Annotated in this window: 24 protein-coding genes; 16 read left to right on the top strand and 8 right to left on the bottom strand. The window is 63.3% G+C overall.

The annotated features are described in order from the left end of the window. Nucleotides 1–57: 57 nt before the first annotated feature. A complete protein-coding gene (locus tag N8A98_RS09140; RefSeq protein ID WP_113123494.1) occupies nt 58–624 on the top strand; it encodes a NifU family protein in 567 nt (188 codons plus the stop codon). A gap of 348 nt (nt 625–972) precedes the next feature. On the opposite strand, the gene N8A98_RS09135 is transcribed toward N8A98_RS09140, so the two are convergent. From N8A98_RS09135 to N8A98_RS09125, 3 genes are all read right to left on the bottom strand, one after another. Continuing rightward, nucleotides 973–1,998, bottom strand: a complete 1,026-nt coding sequence (locus N8A98_RS09135) for a hemolysin family protein (protein WP_262170812.1) — start codon at nt 1,996–1,998, stop codon at nt 973–975. Nucleotides 1,999–2,072: 74 nt separating this feature from the next. Beyond that, complete coding sequence (gene ybeY / locus N8A98_RS09130; RefSeq protein ID WP_390888833.1) at nt 2,073–2,546, bottom strand: rRNA maturation RNase YbeY; 474 nt, start codon at nt 2,544–2,546, stop codon at nt 2,073–2,075. After that, complete coding sequence (locus tag N8A98_RS09125) at nt 2,543–3,589, bottom strand: PhoH family protein (protein WP_390888832.1); 1,047 nt, start codon at nt 3,587–3,589, stop codon at nt 2,543–2,545. Before N8A98_RS09125 ends, ybeY begins: the two co-directional genes overlap by 4 nt. Nucleotides 3,590–3,777: 188 nt before the next feature. Between N8A98_RS09125 and N8A98_RS09120 the strand changes: the two genes are divergently transcribed. After that, a complete protein-coding gene (locus N8A98_RS09120; RefSeq protein WP_262170806.1) occupies nt 3,778–4,008 on the top strand; it encodes an AbrB/MazE/SpoVT family DNA-binding domain-containing protein in 231 nt (76 codons plus the stop codon). Then, the gene (locus tag N8A98_RS09115; protein WP_262170804.1) at nt 4,005–4,415 is read left to right on the top strand and encodes a type II toxin-antitoxin system VapC family toxin; all 411 of its coding nucleotides are present in this window, start codon (nt 4,005–4,007) and stop codon (nt 4,413–4,415) included. The genes N8A98_RS09120 and N8A98_RS09115 overlap by 4 nt, the downstream gene beginning before the upstream one ends. 35 nt (nt 4,416–4,450) lie before the next feature. Here N8A98_RS09115 and fabA read toward each other — a convergent pair whose 3' ends face one another. Together fabA and miaB are read right to left on the bottom strand one after the other, a co-directional pair. Further along, nucleotides 4,451–4,981: a bifunctional 3-hydroxydecanoyl-ACP dehydratase/trans-2-decenoyl-ACP isomerase gene (gene fabA, locus N8A98_RS09110; RefSeq protein ID WP_262170802.1), complete on the bottom strand. Its 531-nt coding sequence runs from the start codon at nt 4,979–4,981 to the stop codon at nt 4,451–4,453. A 75-nt stretch (nt 4,982–5,056) separates the two neighbouring features. Further along, a complete protein-coding gene (gene miaB / locus N8A98_RS09105; protein ID WP_262170800.1) occupies nt 5,057–6,454 on the bottom strand; it encodes a tRNA (N6-isopentenyl adenosine(37)-C2)-methylthiotransferase MiaB in 1,398 nt (465 codons plus the stop codon). A 116-nt stretch (nt 6,455–6,570) separates the two neighbouring features. Here miaB and N8A98_RS09100 point away from each other — a divergent pair, with 116 nt between their 5' ends. The 3 genes from N8A98_RS09100 to N8A98_RS09090 all read left to right on the top strand — a co-directional run bounded on the left by N8A98_RS09100 (nt 6,571) and on the right by N8A98_RS09090 (nt 8,135). Beyond that, nucleotides 6,571–6,774 carry a hypothetical protein gene (locus tag N8A98_RS09100; protein ID WP_262170798.1) on the top strand — a complete coding sequence of 68 codons (204 nt, stop codon included), beginning with the start codon at nt 6,571–6,573 and terminating at the stop codon, nt 6,772–6,774. Nucleotides 6,775–7,044: 270 nt separating this feature from the next. Continuing rightward, nucleotides 7,045–7,620 carry a ribosome hibernation promotion factor gene (locus N8A98_RS09095; RefSeq protein WP_113123502.1) on the top strand — a complete coding sequence of 192 codons (576 nt, stop codon included), beginning with the start codon at nt 7,045–7,047 and terminating at the stop codon, nt 7,618–7,620. 47 nt (nt 7,621–7,667) lie between these two features. Then, nucleotides 7,668–8,135 carry a PTS sugar transporter subunit IIA gene (locus N8A98_RS09090; RefSeq protein ID WP_113123503.1) on the top strand — a complete coding sequence of 156 codons (468 nt, stop codon included), beginning with the start codon at nt 7,668–7,670 and terminating at the stop codon, nt 8,133–8,135. A gap of 72 nt (nt 8,136–8,207) precedes the next feature. Here N8A98_RS09090 and N8A98_RS09085 read toward each other — a convergent pair whose 3' ends face one another. Both N8A98_RS09085 and N8A98_RS09080 read right to left on the bottom strand, forming a co-directional pair. Beyond that, complete coding sequence (locus tag N8A98_RS09085; protein ID WP_113123504.1) at nt 8,208–8,495, bottom strand: DUF1150 family protein; 288 nt, start codon at nt 8,493–8,495, stop codon at nt 8,208–8,210. 15 nt (nt 8,496–8,510) lie between these two features. Beyond that, on the bottom strand, nt 8,511–8,930 hold the full coding sequence (locus N8A98_RS09080; RefSeq protein WP_262170794.1) for an Hsp20 family protein: 420 nt from the start codon (nt 8,928–8,930) through the stop codon (nt 8,511–8,513). Nucleotides 8,931–9,077: 147 nt separating this feature from the next. On the opposite strand from N8A98_RS09080, the gene N8A98_RS09075 reads away from it, so the two are divergent. Continuing rightward, nucleotides 9,078–9,917: a glycosyltransferase family 2 protein gene (locus N8A98_RS09075; protein WP_262170792.1), complete on the top strand. Its 840-nt coding sequence runs from the start codon at nt 9,078–9,080 to the stop codon at nt 9,915–9,917. 23 nt (nt 9,918–9,940) lie between these two features. On the opposite strand, the gene N8A98_RS09070 is transcribed toward N8A98_RS09075, so the two are convergent. Then, on the bottom strand, nt 9,941–10,486 hold the full coding sequence (locus tag N8A98_RS09070) for a TetR/AcrR family transcriptional regulator (protein WP_262170790.1): 546 nt from the start codon (nt 10,484–10,486) through the stop codon (nt 9,941–9,943). A gap of 87 nt (nt 10,487–10,573) precedes the next feature. Here N8A98_RS09070 and N8A98_RS09065 point away from each other — a divergent pair, with 87 nt between their 5' ends. From N8A98_RS09065 to addA, 9 genes are all read left to right on the top strand, one after another. Further along, nucleotides 10,574–12,097 (top strand): MFS transporter, encoded by a 1,524-nt coding sequence (locus tag N8A98_RS09065; protein WP_262170788.1) that lies wholly within the window; start codon nt 10,574–10,576, stop codon nt 12,095–12,097. Nucleotides 12,098–12,235: 138 nt separating this feature from the next. Next, nucleotides 12,236–12,436: a 50S ribosomal protein L35 gene (gene rpmI / locus N8A98_RS09060; protein ID WP_035099236.1), complete on the top strand. Its 201-nt coding sequence runs from the start codon at nt 12,236–12,238 to the stop codon at nt 12,434–12,436. 23 nt (nt 12,437–12,459) lie between these two features. Further along, on the top strand, nt 12,460–12,861 hold the full coding sequence (gene rplT / locus N8A98_RS09055; RefSeq protein ID WP_035099237.1) for a 50S ribosomal protein L20: 402 nt from the start codon (nt 12,460–12,462) through the stop codon (nt 12,859–12,861). Nucleotides 12,862–12,971: 110 nt separating this feature from the next. Continuing rightward, entirely contained in the window at nt 12,972–14,102 is a 1,131-nt protein-coding gene (pheS, locus tag N8A98_RS09050) for a phenylalanine--tRNA ligase subunit alpha (RefSeq protein WP_262170785.1), read from the top strand. A 1-nt stretch (nt 14,103) separates the two neighbouring features. Then, complete coding sequence (locus tag N8A98_RS09045) at nt 14,104–14,736, top strand: 3'-5' exoribonuclease (protein ID WP_262170783.1); 633 nt, start codon at nt 14,104–14,106, stop codon at nt 14,734–14,736. Nucleotides 14,737–14,748: 12 nt separating this feature from the next. Beyond that, complete coding sequence (pheT, locus tag N8A98_RS09040) at nt 14,749–17,175, top strand: phenylalanine--tRNA ligase subunit beta (RefSeq protein ID WP_262170781.1); 2,427 nt, start codon at nt 14,749–14,751, stop codon at nt 17,173–17,175. A 40-nt stretch (nt 17,176–17,215) separates the two neighbouring features. After that, nucleotides 17,216–17,908 (top strand): nucleotidyltransferase family protein, encoded by a 693-nt coding sequence (locus N8A98_RS09035; RefSeq protein WP_262170779.1) that lies wholly within the window; start codon nt 17,216–17,218, stop codon nt 17,906–17,908. Further along, nucleotides 17,905–20,919, top strand: a complete 3,015-nt coding sequence (addB, locus tag N8A98_RS09030) for a double-strand break repair protein AddB (protein WP_262170777.1) — start codon at nt 17,905–17,907, stop codon at nt 20,917–20,919. The genes N8A98_RS09035 and addB overlap by 4 nt, the downstream gene beginning before the upstream one ends. After that, nucleotides 20,916–24,359 carry a double-strand break repair helicase AddA gene (addA, locus tag N8A98_RS09025; protein WP_262170776.1) on the top strand — a complete coding sequence of 1,148 codons (3,444 nt, stop codon included), beginning with the start codon at nt 20,916–20,918 and terminating at the stop codon, nt 24,357–24,359. The genes addB and addA overlap by 4 nt, the downstream gene beginning before the upstream one ends. The last annotated feature ends 29 nt before the right edge of the window (nt 24,360–24,388 follow it).

Raw genomic sequence — 24,388 nt, 5'->3', positions numbered from 1 at the left:
CAAAAGACTATTTTAGAAGCGTTCTAAGTGTAGAACCTGCCCGTCCGAGGATCATCGATGTTCATCCAGACCGAAGCCACGCCCAATCCGGCAACCCTCAAATTCCTGCCCGGACGCGATGTGCTGGTTGGCGAACCGCGCGATTTCCGCAATCTCGATGCCGCCGCAGCCTCGCCGCTGGCCACGGGCCTGTTCGCGATTTCCGGCGTCACCGGCGTGTTTCTGGGTTCCGATTTCATCTCGGTCACCAAGGATGACACCAATTGGGCCCATATCAAGCCGGCCATTCTCGGCGTCATCATGGACCATTTCCTGTCCGGCAAGCCCGTCATCGCTGAAGGCGCCGCTCCGGCGGCCGACTTCGACGAGGTCGAGGAATTCTTCGAAACCGAAGATAGCGAAACCGTGGAAGTGATCAAGGAATTGCTGGCCACCCGGGTGCGGCCGGCCGTCGCCATGGATGGCGGCGACATCATCTTCAAGGGCTTCAAGGAAGGCACGGTGTTCCTCCACATGCAGGGTGCATGTTCAGGTTGCCCGTCCTCCACTGCCACGCTCAAAAGCGGCATCGAAAACCTGCTCCGCCACTTCGTCCCCGGCGTCGAATCGGTCCAGCAGGTCTGATCTTAAAAGTTACGCAGCAAGCCAAAGGCCCAGGGAGCAATCCTTGGGCCTTTTGTTTTACTTTTGGCCGTTTGGCTCGGTGGCCCTTCCGTAGGTGCCCGCAGTTTCCACAATGCGCTCACCCCACGATGTCATTCCCGCGAAGGCGGGAACCTCCGTTTCGGGTGTCAGACAAGCAAACAGAGGTTCCCGCCTTCGCGGGAATGACTCGGTGAGTGGGAGAACTCGGGCGCGTGATGGGAGAGCAAAGAGCAGGCTCCCTCGCACTGCTCAGCACAGATTCCGGCCTGCGCCGGAAAGCCACTGCGCCCAAAAACCAAAAAAGCCCGGATCGCTCCGGGCTTTTTCTTATTCTGCTGCGGCCTTTTCGGCTTCGCTGCGCTGGTCGGTGATCGCCAGCGGCTCGCCTTCGGGGCGTTTGCGGCGGATGCGGAGCCGCTTGATGCGGCGGCTGTCGGCGGCCAGGATTTCAAAGTCGAAGCCATCGAGCCGCGTGACGCGTTCGCCCCGCTTGGGCACGTGCCCGGCCAGGTCGAACACCAAGCCGCCAATGGTTTCCACTTCCTCGCCGAACTCGCCGGGGTCGAAATCCGGCCCGATTAGCGTGCGCACATCGCTCAGCTCGGCGCGGGCATCGGCGATATAGGTATCGGTCCCCACCTTGCGGATCAGCGCTGCGGCCAGCTCGTCGTGTTCGTCCTCGATCTCGCCAACCACGGCTTCGAGCAGATCCTCGATGGTTACCAATCCGTCCGTGCCGCCATACTCATCCACCACGATCGCCATATGCACGCGGGAGGCGCGCATGGATTGCAGCAGATCGCCCACCGGCATGAAGGTGGGCACGAACATGGCCGTGCGCAGCAGATCGAACTTGCCGATTTTCTGCTTGAGCACGGTGGAAACCAGTTTGACCGGCACATCCTTGCTCGGGTCCGTCACCGGCTCGGTGATCTTGCCCAAGGCGTCCTTGACGTGGATGAAGCCCAAAATATTGTCCAGCCCATCGTCATAGACCGGCAGGCGCGAATGGCCGACTTCGCGGAATTTGGCCAGAAGCGTGCCCAGGTTGATATCGAACTCGATGGCCTGGATATCGCTGCGCTCTACCATCACGTCGGCAACCGACACATTGGAAAGCTTGAGCACATTTTGCAGGATGGTCCGCTCGCTTTCGGAAAAGTCGGCGGTTTCGGCGCTGCCCTGCTCTTCGAGCGCGACCTGCAGGTCGTCGCGCAGGGAAACCGTGCGCAAGGCCAGCATAGCCTTGATGCGGTTCCAGATCGAAGGCCCCCGTGACTGGACGGGGGCGGGACTAGAAGGAGGCTCGGGATTGGTGGGCGCTGTGTGGCCCAGACTGTCGCTGTCGTTCATTGGCATGATGCCGCAAGAATTGCGGCTTTCTATCCTCAAATGGGAAACTGCGCCCCAATTATAGGGGCACCGCGCTAATCGGCATAGGGGTCGTCTATCCCCAATGCCGCCAATATCTGGGTTTCAAGGCTCTCCATTTGAAGGGCCTCGGCGTCGGTAAGGTGATCATACCCTAAAATATGCAGAAATCCATGCACCACGAGATGGGTGAAGTGATCGGACAGGCTCGTGTCCTGTTCAGTCGCTTCCCGCTCCAGCGTTTCGCGTGCCAAAGTAATGTCGCCCAGGATGCCAACAACCGGTCCGAAGGGCTCGATCTGGGGAAAGCTCAGCACATTGGTCGAGCTGTCCTTGCCGCGCCATTGCTGGTTGAGCTCGTGCTGCTCCTCGTCATTGGTGAGCAAAATGGACAGCTCGGCCGCCCCCTTGATCTTGGGCTTGGCATGCTTGAGCGCCTCCAACACGGCGCGTTCGGCCAGAGGATCGAAATCCTCCGGCCAGTTTTCATCATTGCGAATAATAGCAATGTCTATGGGTAGTGCAGTCAGCGCGTGCTTCCTTCGGCCTTGTCAGCCAGTTTCTTGGCCGTATCAGCCTCGTAAGCCCGCACGATGCGACCCACCAGAGCATGGCGAACCACGTCCTTATCGTTAAATCGGCTGATATGCACGCCCTCGACGCCATCGAGCAGATGCACTGCCTCGACCAGCCCCGATTTCTCCCCGCGCGGTAGATCGACCTGGGTCGGATCGCCGGTGACGATCATCTTGGAGTTCTCGCCCAGACGGGTCAGAAACATCTTCATCTGCATCGAGGTGGTGTTCTGGGCTTCGTCCAGAATGACCACGGCATTGGCCAGCGTGCGGCCGCGCATAAAGGCTAGAGGCGCCACTTCGATAATGCCCGAGGTGATGCAGCGCTCGACATTTTCCGGCTTCATCATGTCGTAAAGCGCGTCATAGAGTGGGCGCAGGTAGGGATCGACCTTTTCCTTCATATCGCCCGGCAAAAAGCCCAGCCGCTCGCCTGCTTCGACGGCCGGCCGCGACAGGATGATGCGATTGATATCGCCGCGTTCGAGGAGCGAAGCGGCATGCGCGACCGCCAGATAGGTCTTGCCCGTACCGGCCGGACCCACACCGAACACCAGCTCACTCCGGTCCATGGCGCGCATATAGGCGTCCTGGGCGGGCGTGCGGGCGACTATGGTGGATTTGCGCGTGGCGATCTGGGCCATGCGCACCTTGCCCTTGCGTTCCAGCGTCGGCAGGGTCAGCTGGCTGTCCTCGGTCTCGATCATGCGGATCACTGCGTCCACGTCGGCAATGTCGACGCTGCGGCCTTCCTCGAGACTGGCATAGAGCGATTCCAGCACGCGCCGCGCCTGGTCGACCGAGCTGGCCGCGCCTTTAAGCAGAACATGATTGCCGCGGGGAGTGGCCGAAACCTTGAGCCGCTGTTCGATCAGGGCCAGGTTCTGGTCAAAATCGCCATAGAGCTGTGCAGCCAGACGATTGTCTTCAAAAGCGAGTTCGAGTTGCGATGCGAGTGCGTTGTCGGCGGTCGGTGACAAGTGCCTGCTCAAACTGATGTGGCTCCCGAAAGGAACGCGGCGCGGGCTTGCACCGCGAATACAAGGCCAAGGCTAGGCCGATTTGCGCGTGATGTCTGTAGCAATATTGTGACTGTCTGTGTGGTCATCACACACCAGATGGTGCTTGAACGGCGACCCATCAAGTAATACCTTGAGAAAAACATTCCTTACCAAGGATCAGGTCGATGAGCGCGACAGTAACAAGCAAGGGGCAGGTCACCATTCCCAAGCCCGTCCGCGACCTGCTGGGTATTGAACCTGGAACGCGCGTGGACTTCCGCCGTACGCCCCAAGGGCAGATCATTCTGGTCCGCGCCGATCCCGCTCCCCCCAGCCGCTTTGCCAAGCTGCGCGGCCACGCCGGCAAGGGATTGAGTACCGATGCCATCATGGCGCTGACTCGCGGCGACACGTGATCCTGGTTGATACCAATGTCCTGCTCGATCTGGTGACCGACGATCCGGATTGGGCCGGTTGGTCCCTGTCCCAGCTGGAAATCGCATCGCTCAAGGGACCGCTGCTGATCAATGACGTCGTCTATGCCGAAATGGCCGTGCGCTACGAGCGCATAGAGGCTCTAAACGCTTTCCTCAGCGAGGCTGGCCTTGTGCTGACCCCGATACCGAAATCGGCACTATTCCTGGCTGGAAAGGTGTTTGCCCAATATCGGCGGGCGGGCGGCGTCAGATCAGGGGTGTTGCCGGATTTTTTCATCGGCGCGCACGCAGCCGTCGAGGCGATGCCGCTCCTGACCCGCGATGTCGGGCGCTATCGCACCTATTTCCCAACCCTGGAACTGATTGCACCCGCTGTCGGCACATAGATTTCCGGGCGCCAGGCCGCCGCAACGGAGAGCTTCTAGCTTGCCGGCCTGATCAGGCCCACCTTCATATCCTTGGCCGTGTAGATCACCTTGCCATCCGCCACCACGCGGCCATCGCCCAGGCCGAGTGTCAGCGCGCCGCGCTTGACCCGGTGCATGTCCACTTCATAGCGCACGAGCTTGGTCTTGGGGGTAATGTCGCCCTTGAACTTGACCTCGCCAACCCCGATCGCGCGGCCCTTGCCGGGCGAACCCGACCAGCCCAGCCAATAGCCGATGATCTGCCACATGGCGTCGAGCCCCAGGCAGCCCGGCATCACCGGATCGCCGGCAAAATGGCACTCGAAGAACCAAAGCTCGGGCGAAATATCCAATTCGGCCACGATATGGCCTTTGCCGTGTTCCCCGCCATCAAGGCTGATCGCGACAATCCGGTCCATCATCAGCATGGGCGGCGAGGGCAATTGCGCATTGCCCGGCCCGAAATAGCCGCCACGGGCCGAACTCAGCAGGTCGGCCTTGGAATACGAGGATTGCGGGGTGTGAAATTCAATGGGATCCGCCACTCAATTGCGCTCCTGGTTCAAACCACTAGGAGTAATGCAAAGCTGTGGTGTTGCAAGCCGGTGTCCGGCAGGACTTCAAGCCGCCTGTGCTTGCCTGAGCCGTCCCACCAGCGAATTGGTGGATGTCCCGATAATCTCCACCTGATGGATCGCCCCGATCAGATCGGTCGATCCCTCCAGATGCACGGCCTGCAGATAGGGCGAGCGCCCGCCCACCTGCCCCGGCATGCGGCCCGGCCGCTCAATCAGCACCGGCAGGGTCTTGCCGACGCAGCTCGCATGAAAGGCGGTGGTCTGGCTATTGACCAGATCCTGCAGCCGCCACAGGCGTTCATTCTTGACCTCTTCGGTGATCTGATCGCCCAAATTGGCGCCCGGCGTGCCGGGGCGGGTCGAATATTTGAACGAATAGGCCGAGGCATAGCCGACATCGGCGATGATCTTGAGCGTGTCCTCGAAATCCTGATCGGTCTCGCCGGGGAAGCCGACGATGAAATCGCCCGAGAGCGCCATGTCCGGCCGCGCTGTCTTGATGCGTTCGATGACCTTCATGTATTCGGCCGCCGTGTGGCGCCGGTTCATCGCCTTCAAAATGCTGTCCGATCCCGACTGCACCGGCAGATGCAGATAGGGCATCAAAATATCGAGATCGCGATGCGCTGCGATCAGGGCATCGTCCATGTCGCGCGGATGGCTGGTCGTATAGCGCAGCCGTTCCAGGCCCGAAATCTCGGCCAGCAGATAGCTCAGTTCACCCAGGCCCACCGCCCGGCCCGCGCCGTCGACGCCGTGATAGGCATTGACGTTCTGGCCCAAGAGCGTGATTTCCTTGACGCCGGCTTCCACCAGCCCGCGCGCCTCGGCAATCACCTGGCTCACCGGGCGGGAAACTTCGGCGCCGCGGGTATAAGGCACCACGCAGAAGCTGCAGAATTTATCGCAGCCTTCCTGCACGGTCAAAAACGCGGTCAGCCCGCGCTTGATCGTCACTTCCTTTTTGGGGGCCGGCAGGTGATCGAACTTGTCGTCCTCGGGGAAGTCGGTGTCGATCACAGCTTGCTTTAGCGAGGGATGCATATGCCGCTGCGCCTCAGCGCGGGCCAGCATGGCGGGCAGGCGGTGATAGGCTTGCGGGCCGAACACCATATCCACTACCGGAGCGCGGCGGGCGATTTCCTCGCCCTCGGCCTGCGCCACGCAACCGGCCACGCCGATCATCATGTCGCCACCCAAAGCGCGGCGCTCGCTCTGCAATTCCTTGAGCCGCCCCAGCTCGGAAAACACCTTTTCCGAAGCCTTTTCGCGGATGTGGCAGGTATTGAGCAGCACGAGGTCCGCCTGCGCAATGTCGCCGGTCGGCTCATAGCCCTGCGGCGCCAAAGCGTCGGCCATCCTGTCGCTGTCATAGACATTCATCTGACAGCCATAGGTCTTGATGAAAAGCTTCTTGGTAGTGGCGCGCATCTCGGTCATGGCCGCTCTTTACCAGAGGTGGAGGCAAGACTCCAAGCCCGAGACTTCAGGTGCCAGACCTTGCAACCCCACACCGCGCGCATGGGTTAATACCGGACAGCAGACAGGAGGTCGCCATGCTCAAAAAACCCAGTCGTGATAAATCAAGGCCCGATGCCGCCGCCATGAAGGACGGCAAGAAACCCGGACCCAAGGATAGCCCCGTCCAGGTGCGCAATGCCGGCAAGGAGGCGCAGGCCGATTCGCCCAAGGACTGGGATGACCAGGACGAAGCAGTCGACGAAAGCTTCCCGGCCAGCGATTCCAGCGCCAAATACTAGGCACGCTGCCGCATTGGCCCGCTGCGACATCGCCGCAAATCGCCGCCCCGCTTTAACGGCCCGCGAAGGCTATGGCCAAACTTGGGCGAAGTCATCTGCTTTAACGGTCCCAAGCGGGGAGTTGCGCATTGCATGGGCAAGGCCAGCGGGGCTAGCATCATGGATGTCGCGTACCCATTTTGAGTACAGGCGAGACGTGATCCCGAAATCCGGGAACCGGCTTTCGGAGATCCTCGTGTCGATAACAACGACAAGAAGGAAGAGGAAGCCATGACCTTACGCATTTCGGGAAAGAACATGGATGTGGGCGATGCGCTGCGCGGCAAGGCGGCGGATCATTTCGCCACGGTCGTCGGGAAATATTTCGACGGCGGCTATGACGGCCACCTGACCCTTACCCCCGACGGCATCGGCTTCCGCGCGGATTGCGTGGTGCATCTGGATACCGGCGCGACCTTGCAGGCCAGCGCCCAGGGCGGCGACGCCACATCGGCCTATGAAATCATGGCGCTCAATATCGAAAAACGGCTGCGCCGCTACAATCGCAAGCTCAAGTCCCACCGCAAGGGACCCAATGGCGTTTCGGACGGGGTGACCGCGCAATATACCGTGTTTGGGGCGGGGGATGAGTTCGACGAATTGGACGCCGATTACGCGCCCCCGGTGATCGCCGAGACCACCAAGAACCTGCGCCAGATGAGCGTGGAAGAGGCGGTGATGGAGCTCGATCTGACCGGCGGCCAGGTGGTGATGTTCCGCCATGCTGGACATGGCGGGCTAAATGTGGTTTACCGCCGCTCCGACGGCAATATTGGGTGGATCGATCCCGCCCTCGGGACCAATTGAACGCGCCCGGCGCCACAATTGAGCCAACAATAGTCAAGGCAGACTTTATGGAATTGTCCGATATCCTGGCGGAACGGGCAGTGCTTTCTTGCACGAGCCTGAAATCAAAACGCCAGTTGTTTGAACAGCTTGCCGCAAAGGCAGCCGAGATGACCGGGCGCCCGGTCGAAGACATCTGTTCCGCCATCACCAGCCGGGAAGAACTCGGCTCCACTGGCCTGGGCAATGGCATTGCCATTCCCCATGGCAAGATTGCGGGCCTTGATGGGGTCACTGCCGTGTTCGCGCGGCTGGACGATCCCATTGAGTTCGACGCGGTCGATGACCAGCCTGTGGATATCGTGATGATGCTGCTGGCCCCTGCCGGGGCCGGCGCCGACCACCTCAAGGCCCTGTCGCGGGTGGCGCGCCTGTTGCGCACCGAAAGCGTGGTGGACGATCTGCGGCGAACCGATGATCCGCACCGGCTCTATCAATTGCTGACCAGCCCGCTCGAAGGCCATTACGCCGCCTGAAACGGCCAGTCCGAATAGAAAAACCCCCGGATCGTCTCCGGGGGTTTTTGCTTGCTGGCCTACGGCCCGGCGCTAATGCACCGTGGCGAGGCCCAGATTCTTGTCGCCCAGCCAATCAGCCACGGCATCTTCCGTGTCGGTGACGAGAAGTGGCGTTCCATCGGCCGACATGACCAGCTGGTAGAGTTCATCATCGTCGAACTGGGCGTCCGCAATCATGGTCGAAAGGGTCTGCCCGTCGACCGGGCGCACATAGACGACGGCATCGCCGCCCAGAGCCATGAACTGGGCAGGGGTCAAGCCCCTGAGGGGATGGACGGGCGCGTCCGTAGCGGGCGCATCATTGCGTTTTTCATACATTTGTCGGCCCTTTCCTCAAACTGAGCGAATGTCGATACGTCGGGCGATCTTTGGCGCTTGCGGGCGCTCAAGAGCAACAACGAGCATACCGTGCCCTAAAGTTGCATCTTTCACGATCATGCCATCAGCAAGAAGGAAGGAACGCTGGAACTGCCGCGCGGCGATACCGCGATGCAGATACTGCTTTCCAGCCTCATCCTTCTGCCGGCCACGGACAATGATCTGATTGTCCTCGGCGATCACTTCGAGCTCATCAACCGCAAAACCGGCGACCGCGATGGAGACGAGAAACTGTTCGGTTCCCGTATCATCTTGAGTTCGCTCGATATTATAGGGCGGGTAGCCGTCGGCGGACTTGGCCAGCCGATCAACTCGTTCCTCAAAGGCATCAAAGCCGAGGAGAAATGGGGCGGAAAACACCGAAATACGCGACATCTACGCCGTCCTTGGTCACAAGCAACGTCTTGGCAGAGGACCCAAAGAGAGTGGCATCCAGCGCCTGACGAAGATATGGGACAATGACCTGCCCGGTTCAAGTCCGGCATAATGCAGTCCTGTTTATGAACGGATGCTGACGCGCAAATGACTGAAACTGTCGCCGTGATCATGCCGGCCTATCGGGCCCAGGATACAATCGGGTCCAGCGTTGCCAGCGTGCTGGCGCAAAGCTATCCGCATTTCCAATTGCTGATCGTCAGCGATGACGGGGTCGACTATGCCGAATTGCTGGGCAGGCAGGGCATTGCCGATAAACGTATATTACAGCTCTCGAGCGGCGTGGTGGGCGGCGGGGCCTCGGCGGCCCGCAATCTGGCGCTTGAGGCCAGCTCGGCGCCCTATGTGGCGATTCTGGATGCCGACGACCGCTTCAAGCCGGAAAAACTGGCGCTGGCCGTGGCGGCTTTGGCCGATCACGCCATTGTCAGCACGGCGCTCGATGTGATGAGCGATAGTTTCGTGCATCTGCGCCATGTCGCAATGGGGCCGGACCGGCTGGTCCGGGCCGGGGCGCATAAATGGCTGAACCTTTCGATGGATTCGATGATCGTGTGGGACCGCCGGTGCACCGACGGGCGCTATGATACCACCATCAGCAATATGACCGATCTCGAATTGCTGCTGCAGCTCTATCGGGGGGTGCCGCAATCCTGGCATCTGGGCACGCCGCTGCATGATTATATCAAGCGATCGAGTTCGATGAGCAATGGCGCCAATGTCGCGGCGGGAATGATCGCCAGCAAGACCGTGATTCTGGGCCGCGTGGAGGCGGGCTATTACGGACTGCCGGAAGCGGACGCGGTGGAAGTCGCGCGGTTCCTGCGCATTTCGCTTGAGGCGGAGAAGCTCTATGGCGACGCGCTGGCGGCACAGCCGGGACTGTTGTTCGAGGATCATCTGGAGCCGATGTTGGGTCGGGGCTGATATCCGGGCTCTCCGTTACCCCCTCAGCTCAGCAGCACCGCGATAATATCATCGTGGATGGTCTGCCATTCGGCATCGCTGAAGGGATGCAAGCCAAAGCCCCGCAGCGTGAAAGCGCCTTCGGCGGCGAGGAGCGCCAGGCGGGCGCGCCGGCCGCGTTCGGTTGCAGGATCGATGCGGGCAAAGAGCCCGCGATAATAATCGATCGTGCTGCTGCGAAATTGCGGGGAGCGGATGAAGCTGGCCATCAGTGCGGCCGCCCGCCCACCGCTGGTGGGATCTGCGCCCGCGCTGGCCTGCACATGAGCCAGGATGTGGCGCTCGGAGTGATCCCCGGCCTCGGCCAGGAATTGTTCGGCCAGCTTGTCATAGACGGCAACGACCCGCTCCAGCATGGCGTCGATCAATATGTCCTTGCTGGCATAGGCATAGAGCACGCCGCCCTTGCTGACCCCCGCCTCGGCCGCCACCGCATCGATGGTGAGATGGGCCGCGCCATCGCGCAGCACCACCTGTTCGGCGGCATCCAGAATCGTGCCGCGATCGATCGTCTGGCGTCGGCCCATCATTTCTCTCTTTTAAAACCGTCTGGACGGATATATATCACGCCCTGTCTTATAACAATGAAATTCGCGCCTTGCGCAAAGAGGTTTTCGATGTCTCGCCCCGCCAATCGTTGGCTCACCCTGCTCGCCGTCATGCTGGCTTTCGTGCCGATCGTGGTCGATATGACGATCCTGCATATTGCCGTGCCATCGCTGACGCTCGCTTTGGGCGCCAGCGGCACCGAGATCTTGTGGATCATCGATATCTATCCGCTGATGATGGCGGGGCTATTGGTGCCAATGGGTACGCTGGCCGACCGGGTCGGTCACCGCCGCATGATGCTGGTTGGGTTGGCGATCTTTATTCTCGCCTCGGTGCTGGCCGCTTTTGCACCCAATGCCATGGCACTGATCGGCGCGCGGGTTATCCTGGCTTTGGGCGCCTCCATGGTCATGCCCTCCATTCTCGCCATCATCCGACAGACCTTCGAGGATGATCGCGAACGCGCCATTGCGCTGGGCCTGTGGGGTACAGTGGGCTCGGCCGGCGCGGCTCTGGGGCCGCTGGCGGGCGGCGTTCTGCTCGAGCATTTCTGGTGGGGCTCGGTGTTCCTGGTCAATGTGCCGATCATGCTGGTGGTATGGCCGCTGGCCTATTTTGCTGTGCCCAGGCGCCAGCCACGGGGCGGCGGCAATTGGACCATTGGGCAGGCGCTGATCCTGATCGGCGGTCTGATCGCCAGTGTCTACGCCATCAAATCGGGGTTCAAGGCGGGGTCTTCGCCGCTGGTGACCGGCGCGACGCTGGTGGCCGGGTTGGGCCTGCTGCTCTGGTTTGCTCGCCAGCAATTGACCGCGGCTTCGCCCATGCTGGATCTGAGCCTCTTCACCCGGCCGGCCCTTTCCATGGGCATGATTATCGCGCTGGTGGTGTCCGGCTCGCTGGCCGGGGTGGAGCTGACCATTGCGCAGGAGCTGCAATTTGTGGTTGGCAAATCTCCGCTCGAGGCGGGGCTGTTCATGCTGCCGCTGGTGGTCGCTTCGGCGCTGGGCGGGCCGCTGGCGGGCTATCTGAGCAATCGTCTGGGTCTGCGGGCGGTGGCAGTGCTGTCGCTGGCGGCGGCGGCTGCTGCATTGGCCGGGCTGGGCGTGAGCGATTTCCATCAGCCGGGGCTGGGCGTGATCGTCTTTATGGTCCTGCTGGGCCTCTCGCTCAGCATCGGGCTGACGGCTTCATCCATCGCCATTATGGGCAGTGCGCCACCCGAGAAGGCGGGCGCCGCCGGCTCACTCGAAGCCACTGGTTACGAGCTGGGCGCGGGACTGGGCATCACCTTCTTCGGCGTGCTGCTGGCGGCCAGCTATGGCGCCGGCATGGTGGTGCCGCAGAATCTGGCCGGGCTGGTGCCCGAAGGCGCCCGCCACTCCATCGGCGAGGCGATGGTGGCGGCCAATGGGTTGGATGGCGCCAATGGGAATGCCCTGGCCCGGGCGGCGCGGGAGGCGTTTTCCAGCGCCCATGGCACGGTCTTGCTGACCGCGGCCAGCCTGATCGCTGTGCTGGCCGTGACGGTGCTGATTGCCCTGCGCAATTATCGCGAGCCCAAGGGCGGAATGGCCAATAGCCACGGGTAAGGCAACGGGCTCTTGCCTTCCCCCGGCTTTCCCCCTATAGAGCCCACTTCTCCGGACCGCCCGGCCAACAGGCATGCCGTGGCGATTCTTGAATGCGATGGGCCCAAATCCATCCAAATACTCTAAAGGACCCGCAAAATGCCCAAGATGAAGACGAAATCTGGCGCGAAAAAGCGTTTCAGTTTCACAGCGACCGGTCGCGTCAAGGCTGGTGTCGCAGGCAAGCGTCACCGTTTGATCAACCACAACGCAAAGTACATCCGCACCAACCGCGGCACCAAGATCCTGTCCAAGGGCGACGAGGGTCTGGTCAAGTGGTACATGCCGTACAACCGCTAAAACGCTGAAAAGGAAGCTGACACATGTCACGCGTTAAAAGAGGCGTTACCAACCACGCCCGTCACAAAAAAGTTTTGAAGGCTGCGGAGGGCTATTATGGCCGCCGCAAGTCTACGATCCGTATCGCCAAGCAGGCCGTCGAAAAGGCCGGCCAGTACGCGTATCGCGATCGTCGCGTCAAGAAGCGCAATTTCCGCGCCCTGTGGATCCAGCGTATCAACGCTGCCGTGCGCGATTACGGCCTGACCTATGGCCGATTTATCGACGGCCTCAGCAAGGCTGAGGTTGCCGTCGACCGCAAGGTGCTGAGCGATCTCGCGATCACCCAGCCCGAAGCGTTCGGCGTGCTGGTCGAAAAGGCCAAGGCAGCACTCGCGTATCTCGAAGGCGTCGAAAAGACGACCCACGAGCGCGTCTCCGCCTAATACCTCGCTTACGCTGAGGCCCAAATTGACGCCTTGCGCTACCCCGAAAGGGCTGGCGCGAGGCGTTTTGTTTTGGTCTAACGCCCGCAGTTCATTTGGAAGCTCCTTAGATGTCCCTCGATAGCCAGATCGACACCCTCCGCGCCGAACTTTCGGCCGCCATTGCCAATGCCGGCGACGATGCCGCGCTCGACACTGTGCGTGTTGCGGCCCTGGGCAAGAAGGGCAGCGTTTCCGCACTCCTCGCATCGCTGGGCTCCATGGCCCCGGACGAGCGCAAAAGCGCGGGTCCGGCCATCAATGGGCTCAAGCAGGAGATTGCCGGGCTGATCGAAGCCAAGAGCGGCGCGCTCAAGGCGGCAGCGCTCGACGCGCGGCTCAAGGCCGAAACGGTCGATATCACCCTGCCCTTGCCCGCAGCACCCACGGCGCGCGGCCGCATCCATCCGATCAGCCAGACCATTGACGAGATCACCGCGATCTTTTCGGACATGGGCTTCTCGATCGCCGAAGGGCCCGATATCGAGACCGATTATTTCAACTTCACCGCGCTCAATTTCCCCGAAGGCCATCCGGCCCGGGAAATGCACGACACTTTCTTCATGAAGCCGGGCGCCGATGGCGTCAAAAAAGTGCTGCGCACGCACACCTCGCCGGTGCAGATGCGGGTGATGCAGCGGACCAATGAAAAGCCGGCCGCCAGCTATCTGACCCCGCCGATGGATCCGCCGATCCGCGTGGTGATGCCGGGCCGCACCTATCGCAATGACTCAGACCAGACCCATACCCCGATGTTCCATCAGGTCGAGGGGCTGGTGATCGACAAGTCGAGCCATATCGGACAGCTGCGCTGGGTGCTGGAGGAATTCCTCAAGGCCTATTTCGAAGTGCCCAACGTGACGCTGCGCTTCCGCCCCAGCTTCTTCCCCTTCACCGAACCCTCGATGGAAGTGGACGTGCAATGCGACCGCTCGGGCAATGAGGTCAAGATCGGCGAAGGCAGCGATTGGCTCGAAATCCTGGGCTGCGGCATGGTGCATCCCAATGTGATCCGCAACGCGGGGCTCGATCCCGACGTCTATCAGGGCTTTGCCTGGGGCATGGGCATCGACCGTATCGCCATGCTGAAATACGGCATGCCCGATCTGCGCGCCTTCTTCGACGCCGACCAACGCTGGCTCGACCATTACGGCTTCCGCCCGCTCGACCTGCCGACGCTGTTCGGGGGGCTGAGCAGCTAAGATGAGCGACATTCCGCTCGATCCGATCTTCATCGTCACCGATATCGAAAGCGATGGGCCGACGCCGCTGCATAATTCCATGCTGAGTTTTGCTTCGGTCGCCATCGAGGCCGATGGCACGCGCCATGGCGAGTTCGAGGCGCAGCTGACGCAGCGGCCGGATCGGACCACCAATGAGCAGACCATGGCCTGGTGGGCGACCCAGCCCGAGGCCTGGGCGGCAACCACTGCCAATGCCGAAGAACCATCCGTTGTCATGCCGCGCTTTGCCGATTGGGTGGAAAGCCTGCCGGGGCCAAAGGTGTTTGTTGCTGCGCCGATGATTTTCGACGGGCTGTGGATGGACCATTACCTGGACGAATTCGCCGGCACGCGCGTGCTGAGCGGGCCGTTCAAGAGCCGGCAGATTTTCAAAGGCGGCGGGGTGTGCCTTTACACCATGGCCGGCACTTTGCGCGGCGCGCCCTATCTCGATTGGGGCATGAGCAAGCTGCCGGCCGAATTTTACGGCCACATCGCCCATACTCATAAAGCCATCGATGATGCGCGGGGCTTTGCCCATGTGCTGGTCGAATTGTTCAAGATTTCCCGTGCCCTGCCGCCGATCACCGGCAGCAAGTCCGATTTCCGCTAAGGTGCCAAAACAATGAAATTCACCCTCGATTGGCTCAAGGAGCATCTCGACACCACCGCCACGGTGGAGGAGATCGGCACGGCGCTGACCTCGGTCGGGCTGGAACTGGAAGGCGTCGAAAACCAGGGCAAGGCGCTCTCGGCCTTTGTCGTGGCCCATGTGGTGCTGTCCGAACCCCATCCCAATTCCGACCACCTCAATATCTGCAAGGTCGATGCGGGTACGGGCGAATTGATCGACGTGGTCTGCGGCGCGCCCAATTGCGTGACCGGGATGAAATCGGTGTTCGCTTTCCCCGGTACCTATATTCCGGGCAAGGATTTCGAGCTCAAGGCCGGTGTCAGCATCCGCGGCGCGCCCTCCAATGGCATGCTGTGCTCGGCCGCCGAACTCGAACTTTCCAACGAACATGACGGCATTATCGAGCTGCCGGCGGATGCCCCGATTGGCCAGAAGTATGTCGACTATGCCGGGATCAATGGCGTGGTGTTCGATATCGCCATCACCCCCAATCGCGGTGATGCCACCGGGGTTTATGGCGTGGCGCGGGACTTGGCAGCATTCGGGCTGGGGACGCTGAAAGCCACGGATATGTCGCCGGTGCCATCCAAGGGCCAGAGCCCGATTGCGCCGCTGCCCCTGCTGTTCTCGGCTGACGAGCCCAAGGCGATCCGCAAATTTGGCGGGCGCTATATCAAGGGCGTCAGGAACGGACCATCGCCCGATTGGCTGCAGCAGCGCCTGCGCGCCGTGGGCCTGCGCCCGATCAACGCCATTGTCGACATTACCAACCTGGTCTCGTTGGGCTGGGGCCGACCGCTGCATGCCTATGATGCCGACAAGATTGCCGGCGCCCCACTGCTGCGCAATGCCAAGCCCGGCGAAGCCTTCGACGCGCTGGACAACAAGATCTATGCGCTGGACGAGACCATGACGGTGATTGCCGACGATATCGGCGCGCTGTGCCTGGGCGGTGTGATGGGCGGCATTCGGTCGAGCGTGACCGAGGGCACCACCAATGTCTTCATGGAATGCGCCAGCTGGGACCCCGAACTGATTGCCCGCACCGGCCGCAAGACCGGCATCGTTTCGGATGCCCGCTATCGGCTGGAGCGCTCGGTCGATCCGGCGCTGACCGAGCCAGGGCTGGAACTGGCGACACGCCTCGTGCTCGAACTGTGCGGCGGCGAGCCGATGGAGCCGGCGATTTCGGGCGAGGATGTCTTCCCCGACACCGTTGTTGAATTCCCGCTGGGTGAGGTCAAGCGCCTGACCGGGCTGGAGCTTGGCGCGGAGCGGATCGAGGCGATCCTGACGTCGCTGGGTTTCGTGCTGTCGGGTACGGGCGAGACGCGGACGGTCAACGTGCCGAGCTGGCGGCCGGATGTGACGCAGAAGGCGGACCTGGTCGAAGAAGTGATGCGCATGGTGGGCGTGGACAATGTGCCCGTCGAGCCGCTGCCGCGGCTCAACCACGTGGCGCAGCGTATGCTGACCAGCATCCAGAACCGCCGCCGCATCGCTCGCCGGGCACTGGCAGCGCGCGGGCTGGATGAAGCGGTGACCTGGTCGTTCATTCCCCATGCCGAGGCGGTGCGCTTCGGCGGCGGGCAGGAAAGCCTGCAATTGGCCAATGCCATTGCCTCGGACATGACCGACATGCGGCCTTCCTTGCTGCCGGGGCTGCTGGCGGCGGCGCGGCGCAATGCCAATCGCGGTACAAGCGATCTGGCGCTGTTCGAGGTCGGCCAGGTGTTCCTGAGCGACACGCCGGACGGGCAGCACACTTATGCCACCGGCATTCGCACCGGCACCGCCAAGCTGAGCGGCGCCGGCCGCCATTGGAGCGGCAAGGCCGAGCCGGTGGGCGTGTTCGACGCCAAGGCCGATCTCGGTGCTGTGCTCGATGCCTTGGGTGTCGATATCGACAAGGTGCAGATTTTTGCCGAGCCGGCGCCCTGGAGCCATCCCGGCCGCGGCGGACGTATTGCGCTCAACCCCAAGGTGACCCTGGGCTGGTTTGGCGAATTGCACCCGGCCTGGGCGGCCGAGCTCGATATCGAAGGGCCGGTCTCGGGATTCGAACTTGATCTGGATGCCCTGCCCGAAGCGCGCAAGAAGGCGACCAAGACCAAGCCGGCGCTGACGCTGTCGGGACAGATGCCACTATCGCGCGATTTCGCCTTTGTGGTCGATCGGGGCGTGACGGCCGCGACGATTCTGAAGGCGGCCCGCGGGGCCGACAAGGGGCTGATCCGCGATGTGAGCGTGTTCGACGTGTTCGAAGGCAGCCATGTGGGCGAGGGCAAAAAGTCGGTCGCTATCGAAGTGACATTGCAGCCTCTGGACAAGACGCTGACAGACGAGGAAATCGACAAGGTCTCCGCGTCCGTGGTGGCGGCGGTGACCAAGGCGAGTGGCGGGGTGCTGCGGGCATAGGGGCGCTGGACAAAGCGGGGGGAACCATTCAAATCCGGCCATGAGTGAACCCCGATTCCCCGATGTGATGCTGCTGGCGGCGGGCCTGGGCACGCGGCTGCGGCCCTTGACCGACAGCGTGCCCAAGCCGCTGGTGCCGGTGCTGGGCGTGCCGCTGATCGAGCGGATCATGGCCAATGCGCGAGCCGAGGGCGCCAAGCGCTTTGTCGCCAATGCCCATTATCGGGCCGATCAGCTGCTGGCCCATTTCGGCGGGCTGCTCAAGGTCAGCCGCGAGGATGATCTGCTGGGAACTGGGGGCGGCATCAAGCGGGCGCTGCCCATGCTGCATTCGGACCCGATTTTCGTGATGAATACCGACGCCTTCTGGCCGGAGGGGCAGGACCAGCCGCTGGGGCGGATGATCGGGCGGTTCGAGGCTGAAGACGAGGCCGTGGTGCTGCTGTGCGTACACCCGCGGCGGGCGACCGGATTTGATCGCAGCCACGATTTTTGCCTCGACCCCATGGGGCGGATCACCCGCGACTATGGCGCCCCGGTGATTTACGGTGGGGTGGCGCTGCTGGGCAAAAGCTGGTTCGCCGACGCTGCCGACGGGGCGTTTTCGCTGAACGATATTTTCGAAGCGGCGCTGGAGCGCGAAGCCCTGTTTGGCGTGGCGCTGGACGCCGATTGGTATCATGTGGGCGATCCCCAGGCGCTGGCCGAGACCGAACGGCTTTTGGCGCGATGAGCCTATATTCCATACCGCCGCATGAGCGGTTTCTCGCCACGCTGGCTGAGCGGGTGATGGATGGCACGCTGCTGGGCGGGTGGGACCGCGCCAATAACCCGTTCTGGCTGAGCGATGTCACCATTGTCGTGCCCACACGGCGGGCCAAGCAGGTTTTGGCCGATGAATTTGCCCGGCGCGGCACGGGCCTATTGCCCGACATTCGCACCTTTGGCGGCGAGACAGCCGACGAAGAGCCGTTCTTGCCGCCCTTCGATGTCGCCGCGACCCCTCCCATAACCACTGCGCTGGAACGGCGGCTGGTGCTGTCGCAATTGGTGGCGGCCTGGGCGGAAACGCCGGCTGGGCGGCAGGCGTTTTCCAGCCCGCCCACGGCCGCCGAAATCCTTTCCATGGCCGAGTCACTGGGCGCGTTGATCGATGACCTGCTGACCGAAGAACGCAGCGCCGCCGATATCCGTGCCATCGTGCCCGAACTGGCGGGTGAACTGGGCGCCTATTGGCAGCAGACGCTGACCTTTCTCGACATCGCGCTCAGCTACTGGCCCGAGCGGCTGGCGGCCAAGGGGCTCGAAGACGGCATGAGATTGCGCGGCCTGCGGCTCGACCGGCAGGCAGCGGCGGCGCCTTTGCTCTGGGGCGACCGGCCGGTGATCGCGGCAGGCTCCACCGGATCGATCCCTGCTACTGCGCGGCTGCTCAAGGCCATTCACCAACTGCCGCGCGGGGCGGTAGTGCTGCCGGGGCTCGATTGCAGCATGAGCGAGGCCGATTACGCGGCATTGCTCGATACAGCCAACAATCCCCATGGCCATCCGCAATATGGCCTGGCGCGGCTGCTGCGGCTGCTGGGGGCGACGGTGGAGGCGGTGACCGAACTGGGCCAGAGCAACAACCTGCGCACCATTCTGGTCAATCGCGCGCTGGCGCTGACCAAGGATACGGCGCGCTGGCCCGAGCAACGCCTGACCCAGCTCGAAATCGGCATGGCCTGCGATGGTCTGTCCATCATCGCGGCCCGCAATGAGGACGAGGAAGGCCGCGCCGTGGCGCTGGCGGCGCGGCAGGCCCTGGCTGGCGGCAAGAGCGTGGGCATCGTCACCCCTGACCGCAATCTGGCCCGTCGCATCGCCGCCGAGCTCAAGCGCTTCGCCATCGAAGTGGATGATGCGGCGGGCGCGCCGCTGTTCCAATCCCCGGCAGGCCGGCTGCTGCGGCAAATCCTGACCCTGGCTGCGGGCAATTGTGCGCCGGTGGACATGATGGCCCTGCTGCGCCATCGCGCCGCCCGCTTCGGCATGGCCCGCTCCGATATTGCCCGGTTGGCCGACGATATCGAACTGGGCCTGTTGCGGGGGCAGCGGCCAAATCCGGGGTTGGCGGGCCTGCGTGCCCTGCTGGCGGCTAATGTCGTCGAGGTGACGCCCCATGTGGCCAAGCGGCTGAATGCACGACAAGCCGAGGCCATCGAGGCGCTGTTCGGCCGTATCGAGACGGCACTGGCGCCGCTGCTGGCCCTGCTGGGCGAGCGCCGGATCACGGCGAGCGCATTGGCTGCCGCGATCTGCAGGGCTTTTGAGGCGGTGGCTGACGGCGCCGAGATTCCCGGCCGCGCGGAACTGGCCGATTGGGCCAGCCAGATGGCGGCGCAGGCCGGAGAGGGCCATAATTTTCCGCCCATCGGGCTCGATAGCGTCTTGGCTGCGTTGATGGCGGGGTTCCAGGTGCGGACGCGCGAGGAGCGCCGCACCGATATCGCCATCTGGGGGCAGATCGAAGCCCGCCTGATGAATCCGGACCTGCTGATTCTGTGCGCGCTCAACGAGGATAAGTGGCCCGAAGCGGCCGATCCCGGCCCCTGGCTCAGCCGGGGCATGCGGCTGGCGGCGGGGCTCGAACCGCCCGAGCGGCGGCAGGGGCTGGCCGCGCATGACTTTGCCCAGGGCCTGGGCAATGACAGCATCATCATCGCCCTTTCCGGCCGCATCGGCACCAGCCCCGCTTTGCCCTCGCGGCTGGTGCAGCGGCTGGAGGCCTTTGCCGGCGAGGACAATGTGGCGGCCTGGCAAAAGCGCGGCGCGGTGTGGCTCGAACAGGCGCGGCGGCTCGATGCGGTGACGGAAACCCGCGCCGCTACGCGGCCGGCGCCCAATCCGCCGGTCGAGACCCGGCCGCGCCAGCTCTCGGTCACCGAGATCGAAACGCTGATGCGCTCGCCCTATGACATTTATGCCAAGCATGTGCTCCGGCTGCGACCGCTCGACGCGCTGGGCGAAACACCCGAGGCGCGCGAGCGCGGCACCATTATCCACGACATCCTCGCCCGCTTTGTCGAGGAGGGGCATGACGTGATGGTCGCCAATGCCGCCGCGCTGTTGCGGCAATTCGCGGTGGAGGCCTTTTCGGGGCTCGAAGGCATTGCTGAGCGGCGTGACATCTGGATCCGGCGCTTCGAGACGGCGGCGCGGCAATTCCTCGATTTCGAGCGCGCCCGCAATGTCGAGGTCTTGCGGCGCCATGCCGAGATCGCGGGGCTGTGGCCGCTGCCCACCGGTTTTACCCTCAAGGGGCGGGCCGACCGGGTCGATGAAATGCTCGACGGCACCTTGCAGATCCTCGACTTCAAGACCGGCTCGCTCCCCACGCCGGGGGCAATGAAGGCGTTCGAGGCGCCGCAAATGCTGCTCGAGGCGCAGATGGCGCGCGCGGGCGCCATGGCGGGCGTGCCGCCGGCCGACACGTCGCGACTGACCTATATCAAGGTTGGGCTGGGGCCCGAGGCCTTCAGCCCCAAGGATTTTTCGCTGGGCGAGGGCCACACCATCATGAGTGCGGCGCAGGATATTGCCGAGCGCATGCAGCGCCATGTGGATTTTTTCCTGTTCAACCAGATGCCCATGCCGGCCCGTATCCTGCCGCTCAAGACGCAACGGTTCCCCGGCGCCTATGACCATCTGGCGCGGGTCGACGAGTGGACCGCGGTGGACGAAGACGAGGAGGACGGCTTTTGAGCGAGCGCGGTAAACCCGTCATTTCCCCAGAGACCCGCACCAATCAGGCAAAAGCAGCGGACCCGAACCTGTCGATCTGGGTGTCGGCCAATGCTGGCTCGGGCAAGACTTTTGTGTTGACCCGGCGCGTGCTGCGGCTGCTGCTGGCCGGAGCTACACCACAATCCATCCTGTGCCTCACCTATACCAAGGCGGCGGCGGCCGAAATGCGCGGCCGGCTGGCGCGGGAACTGGCCCGCTGGGCCACCCTGCCCGAGCCCGAACTGGTGCGGGAGCTCAAGGAGATCGAAGCCAATGCCTATCGGCCCGCGCTGGTCGAGCGGGCGCGGACCCTGTTTGCCCAGGCGCTGGAGACGCCGGGCGGGCTCAAGATCGTCACCATCCACGCCTTCTGCGAATCGGTGCTGCATCGCTTTCCGCTCGAAGCGGGCGTGCCCTTCGATTTCAAGGTGATCGAGGATGAGGAACGCATCCAGCTGCTGACGCAGACGCGCGAGGCCGTGCTGGCGCAAGGCCTGCGCGGCGAGGGCGCGACGGCAGCGGTCGAGACGCTGTTCGGCCTGCTCAGCGACTTTGCGCTAAGTGACGCCATCGAATTGGCGCTGGGTGATGGGCGCAAGCTCAAGGCAGTGCTGGCCGACATCCCGCGCGCCAAGGCCAATCTGCGCCAGCTGGTGGGGCATAGTGGGGAGAGTTCGGCCGGGCTGCAGCGGCAATTGGTCGAGCAAAGCCTGCTGACGCCGGAGGGGATCAGGGAGATCGTGCGGCTGTTCGGCGGCGATCCCAGCGGCAACAATCGCTTCGTGGATCTGCTGGCACGGCTGGACCCCGATGCGATCGATGGCGGCACCTTGCGCACGGCCTTCCTCACCGACAAGGGCACGGCCCGCAAGCTGCTGACCGCCAAGCAGCAGGCGGACCGCCCCGATATCGTGACCTTGCTCGAAGCCGAGCAGGCCCGTGTTACGGCGCTGGTCGATGCGCTCAGCACGGCACTGCTGGTCGAACGCAGCGAGGCGCTGCTTGACGTGGTGGCGCTGATTGCCTCCCGCTATCAGGCGCACAAACGCGCGCGCTCGCTGCTCGATTTCGACGATCTGGTTGAAAAGCTGGGTGACCTGCTGGAAAATCCCGATGCCGGGCCTTGGGTGCAGTACAAGCTCGATACCGGCATCGATCATATCCTGGTCGATGAAAGCCAGGATACCAATCCCGAGCAATGGCGGGTGGTGCGGGCCATTGCCGACGAATTCTTCAATGGCGCCGGTGACGTGACGCGGCTGCGCTCGTTGTTCGCAGTGGGCGACCAGAAACAGTCGATCTATTCGTTCCAGGGGGCCGAGCCGACCCTGTTTGGCGCGACCGGCGAGCTGTTCCGTCGCCGCGCTGCCGAGGTTGAGGTGCCCTTCCTGCCGCTGCGGCTGCATATGAGCTTTCGCACCCTGCCCGAAGTGCTGGCGGCGGTAGACAAGGTCAGCGACGATCCCAATATCCAGGACGCGCTGCTCGAAAGCGAGAAGGTGCATCACGACACCAGCCGACCCACCAAGGGCGGCAGCGTGTGCTTGTGGCCGCCACTGCAACAGGCCACTTCGGCAGGTGATGCCGGGGAATGGCCGACAGAGCCGGCCGAGGGCGGCGAAAAAACTGCGCCGCGTCAGGTCGCCGAGCGCATTGCGCGGGAAATCAAGGGCTGGATCGACACCAAGCGGCCGCTGACCAATCGCGGCCGCCCGGTGCGGCCCAATGACGTGCTGATCTTGGTGCAATCGCGCGGGGCGGTGTTCCAGGAGGTGATCCGCGCGCTGCGGCAGGCGGGATTGCCGACGCCCGGCGCCGACCGGCTGGCCGTGTCCGACCATATCGCGGTGCTGGATCTCTTGGCGCTGTGCGATGTGCTGCTCAATCCGGCCGATAGCTTGCAATTGGCCGCGCTGCTGCGCTCGCCTTTGTTCGACATCGGGGAGGAGGAGCTGTTCGCGCTGGCCCAGCCGCGCGAGAAAGGCCGCACGCTGTGGCAGGCGCTGGAAACCGCGACCACGCCGGGCTGTGCCGAGGCCTATCGGGCCCTGTCGCGCTGGCGCGGCGAACTGGATTTCGAGCGACCATTCGAATTCCTGACCCAGGTGCTCTACGCCGAGGGCGGGCTGCGGCGCTTTCACGCCCGGCTGGGCGAGGAAGTAGACGAGGTCTTCGCCGAATTGCTGGAACTGGCGCTGGCTCATGAGCAGGGGGCGCAGCCATCGCTGCAGGGCTTTGTCGTCGCCATGCGGCAAAGCGCGGCCTCGATAAAGCGCGAGCTGGCCGAGGCCGGCAATGGCGTGCGGGTGATGACGGTGCATGGCGCCAAGGGGCTCGAGGCCCCAATCGTTATCCTGGCCGATGCGGCGAGCAAGCCGCAGGGCAATCAGGTCAATCGGCCGGTTTACCTGTTGACCGAGGCGCCCGGCCCGCTGCTGGTACATGCCTCGGGCAGCAAGAACCATGTGCCGGGCAGCCTTGGGGTAAAGAGCCAGGTCGAGGCCAACCTAGCCAAGGAATATTGGCGCCGGCTCTATGTCGCCATGACCCGGGCCGAAGACGAACTCTACGTCACCGGTGCGCTGACCCCCTCGGCAAAACCCGAACGGCAGCTCGAGGGCACCTGGTATCAGGCCATCGAGCGAGCGCTCCGCGCGGACGCCGAAATCGTGCTCGACGGGGATGGCCGCGAGACCGCGCTGATCTATCCGCGCGACCGGGAGGCGCCGCAACCGGTCAAGCGGCTGGTCGAAACGCCCGCCGCTGCCAGCCTGCCCCAGGCCTTTGCGGCGGTGCCGGCGCCCAAGGTGGCAAAACTGGTTGCCCCCTCGTCGGCCCGCAGCCATGTGGCGCCAGCCGTGGCTCTCGATAGCCTGGCCGAACAGCTGCGCGATGCCGAAGCGGCGCGCAAGGAAGGCATTGCGCTGCATGCCCTGTTGCAGCATCTGGGCCGGGTGGAGCCGAGCCTGTGGCCGGCCGTGGTGCCCAAGGCGCTGGCCGCTTTATGGCCCGAAGCACCCGACCAGCATGCCCGGATCGGGGCCAAGGCCGTGTCGATCCTGACAAAGCCCGACCTGGCCCCGCTATTTGCCGCCAATAGCCGGGCGGAAGTACCGTTTTCGGTGGCGGCGCAACGCGATGGCACCCCCATCCGGCTGGCTGGGCGGATCGATCGGCTGGTCATTGACGACTCAAGGCTATTGGTGATCGACTACAAATCCGACATGTCGGTGCCCGGCGGCCCGGAGGACGTGCCGGAGCCGTATTTGACGCAATTGGGCCTGTATGCGCTGGTTGCAGACCAGCTCTTCCCGGGCCATTCCGTCGAGGCGGCCATCCTGTGGACTGGATTGGAATCGTTGATGATTTTGCCGTCTGATCACCTTCGCGCAGCGACCGGGGGCTTCACCTTGCAGTGACGCAGGCTTGCAGCAAGGCTGGACTCTCA

The sequence above is a fragment of the Devosia neptuniae genome (genome assembly GCF_025452235.1).
In the GTDB taxonomy this organism is placed as follows: Bacteria; Pseudomonadota; Alphaproteobacteria; order Rhizobiales; family Devosiaceae; genus Devosia.
The sequence above is the reverse complement of the archived record's forward strand: the minus strand, read 5'-3'. Positions and strand labels throughout refer to the sequence as shown.

What these genes read in the sequence shown, in the direction of transcription:
- N8A98_RS09080 (WP_262170794.1), bottom strand. Translation starts at nt 8,930, where the DNA reads ATGTCGCGTATTTCGGTGTTTTCCGCCCCATTTCTCCTCGGCTTTGAT.
- rpmI (WP_035099236.1), top strand. Translation starts at nt 12,236, where the DNA reads ATGCCCAAGATGAAGACGAAATCTGGCGCGAAAAAGCGTTTCAGTTTC.
- N8A98_RS09095 (WP_113123502.1), top strand. Translation starts at nt 7,045, where the DNA reads ATGACCTTACGCATTTCGGGAAAGAACATGGATGTGGGCGATGCGCTG.
- N8A98_RS09085 (WP_113123504.1), bottom strand. Translation starts at nt 8,495, where the DNA reads ATGTATGAAAAACGCAATGATGCGCCCGCTACGGACGCGCCCGTCCAT.
- pheS (WP_262170785.1), top strand. Translation starts at nt 12,972, where the DNA reads ATGTCCCTCGATAGCCAGATCGACACCCTCCGCGCCGAACTTTCGGCC.
- addB (WP_262170777.1), top strand. Translation starts at nt 17,905, where the DNA reads ATGAGCCTATATTCCATACCGCCGCATGAGCGGTTTCTCGCCACGCTG.
- N8A98_RS09045 (WP_262170783.1), top strand. Translation starts at nt 14,104, where the DNA reads ATGAGCGACATTCCGCTCGATCCGATCTTCATCGTCACCGATATCGAA.
- N8A98_RS09070 (WP_262170790.1), bottom strand. Translation starts at nt 10,486, where the DNA reads ATGATGGGCCGACGCCAGACGATCGATCGCGGCACGATTCTGGATGCC.
- miaB (WP_262170800.1), bottom strand. Translation starts at nt 6,454, where the DNA reads ATGACCGAGATGCGCGCCACTACCAAGAAGCTTTTCATCAAGACCTAT.
- N8A98_RS09065 (WP_262170788.1), top strand. Translation starts at nt 10,574, where the DNA reads ATGTCTCGCCCCGCCAATCGTTGGCTCACCCTGCTCGCCGTCATGCTG.
- N8A98_RS09035 (WP_262170779.1), top strand. Translation starts at nt 17,216, where the DNA reads ATGAGTGAACCCCGATTCCCCGATGTGATGCTGCTGGCGGCGGGCCTG.
- N8A98_RS09140 (WP_113123494.1), top strand. Translation starts at nt 58, where the DNA reads ATGTTCATCCAGACCGAAGCCACGCCCAATCCGGCAACCCTCAAATTC.
- N8A98_RS09135 (WP_262170812.1), bottom strand. Translation starts at nt 1,998, where the DNA reads ATGAACGACAGCGACAGTCTGGGCCACACAGCGCCCACCAATCCCGAG.
- N8A98_RS09090 (WP_113123503.1), top strand. Translation starts at nt 7,668, where the DNA reads ATGGAATTGTCCGATATCCTGGCGGAACGGGCAGTGCTTTCTTGCACG.
- N8A98_RS09100 (WP_262170798.1), top strand. Translation starts at nt 6,571, where the DNA reads ATGCTCAAAAAACCCAGTCGTGATAAATCAAGGCCCGATGCCGCCGCC.
- N8A98_RS09075 (WP_262170792.1), top strand. Translation starts at nt 9,078, where the DNA reads ATGACTGAAACTGTCGCCGTGATCATGCCGGCCTATCGGGCCCAGGAT.
- rplT (WP_035099237.1), top strand. Translation starts at nt 12,460, where the DNA reads ATGTCACGCGTTAAAAGAGGCGTTACCAACCACGCCCGTCACAAAAAA.
- pheT (WP_262170781.1), top strand. Translation starts at nt 14,749, where the DNA reads ATGAAATTCACCCTCGATTGGCTCAAGGAGCATCTCGACACCACCGCC.
- N8A98_RS09120 (WP_262170806.1), top strand. Translation starts at nt 3,778, where the DNA reads ATGAGCGCGACAGTAACAAGCAAGGGGCAGGTCACCATTCCCAAGCCC.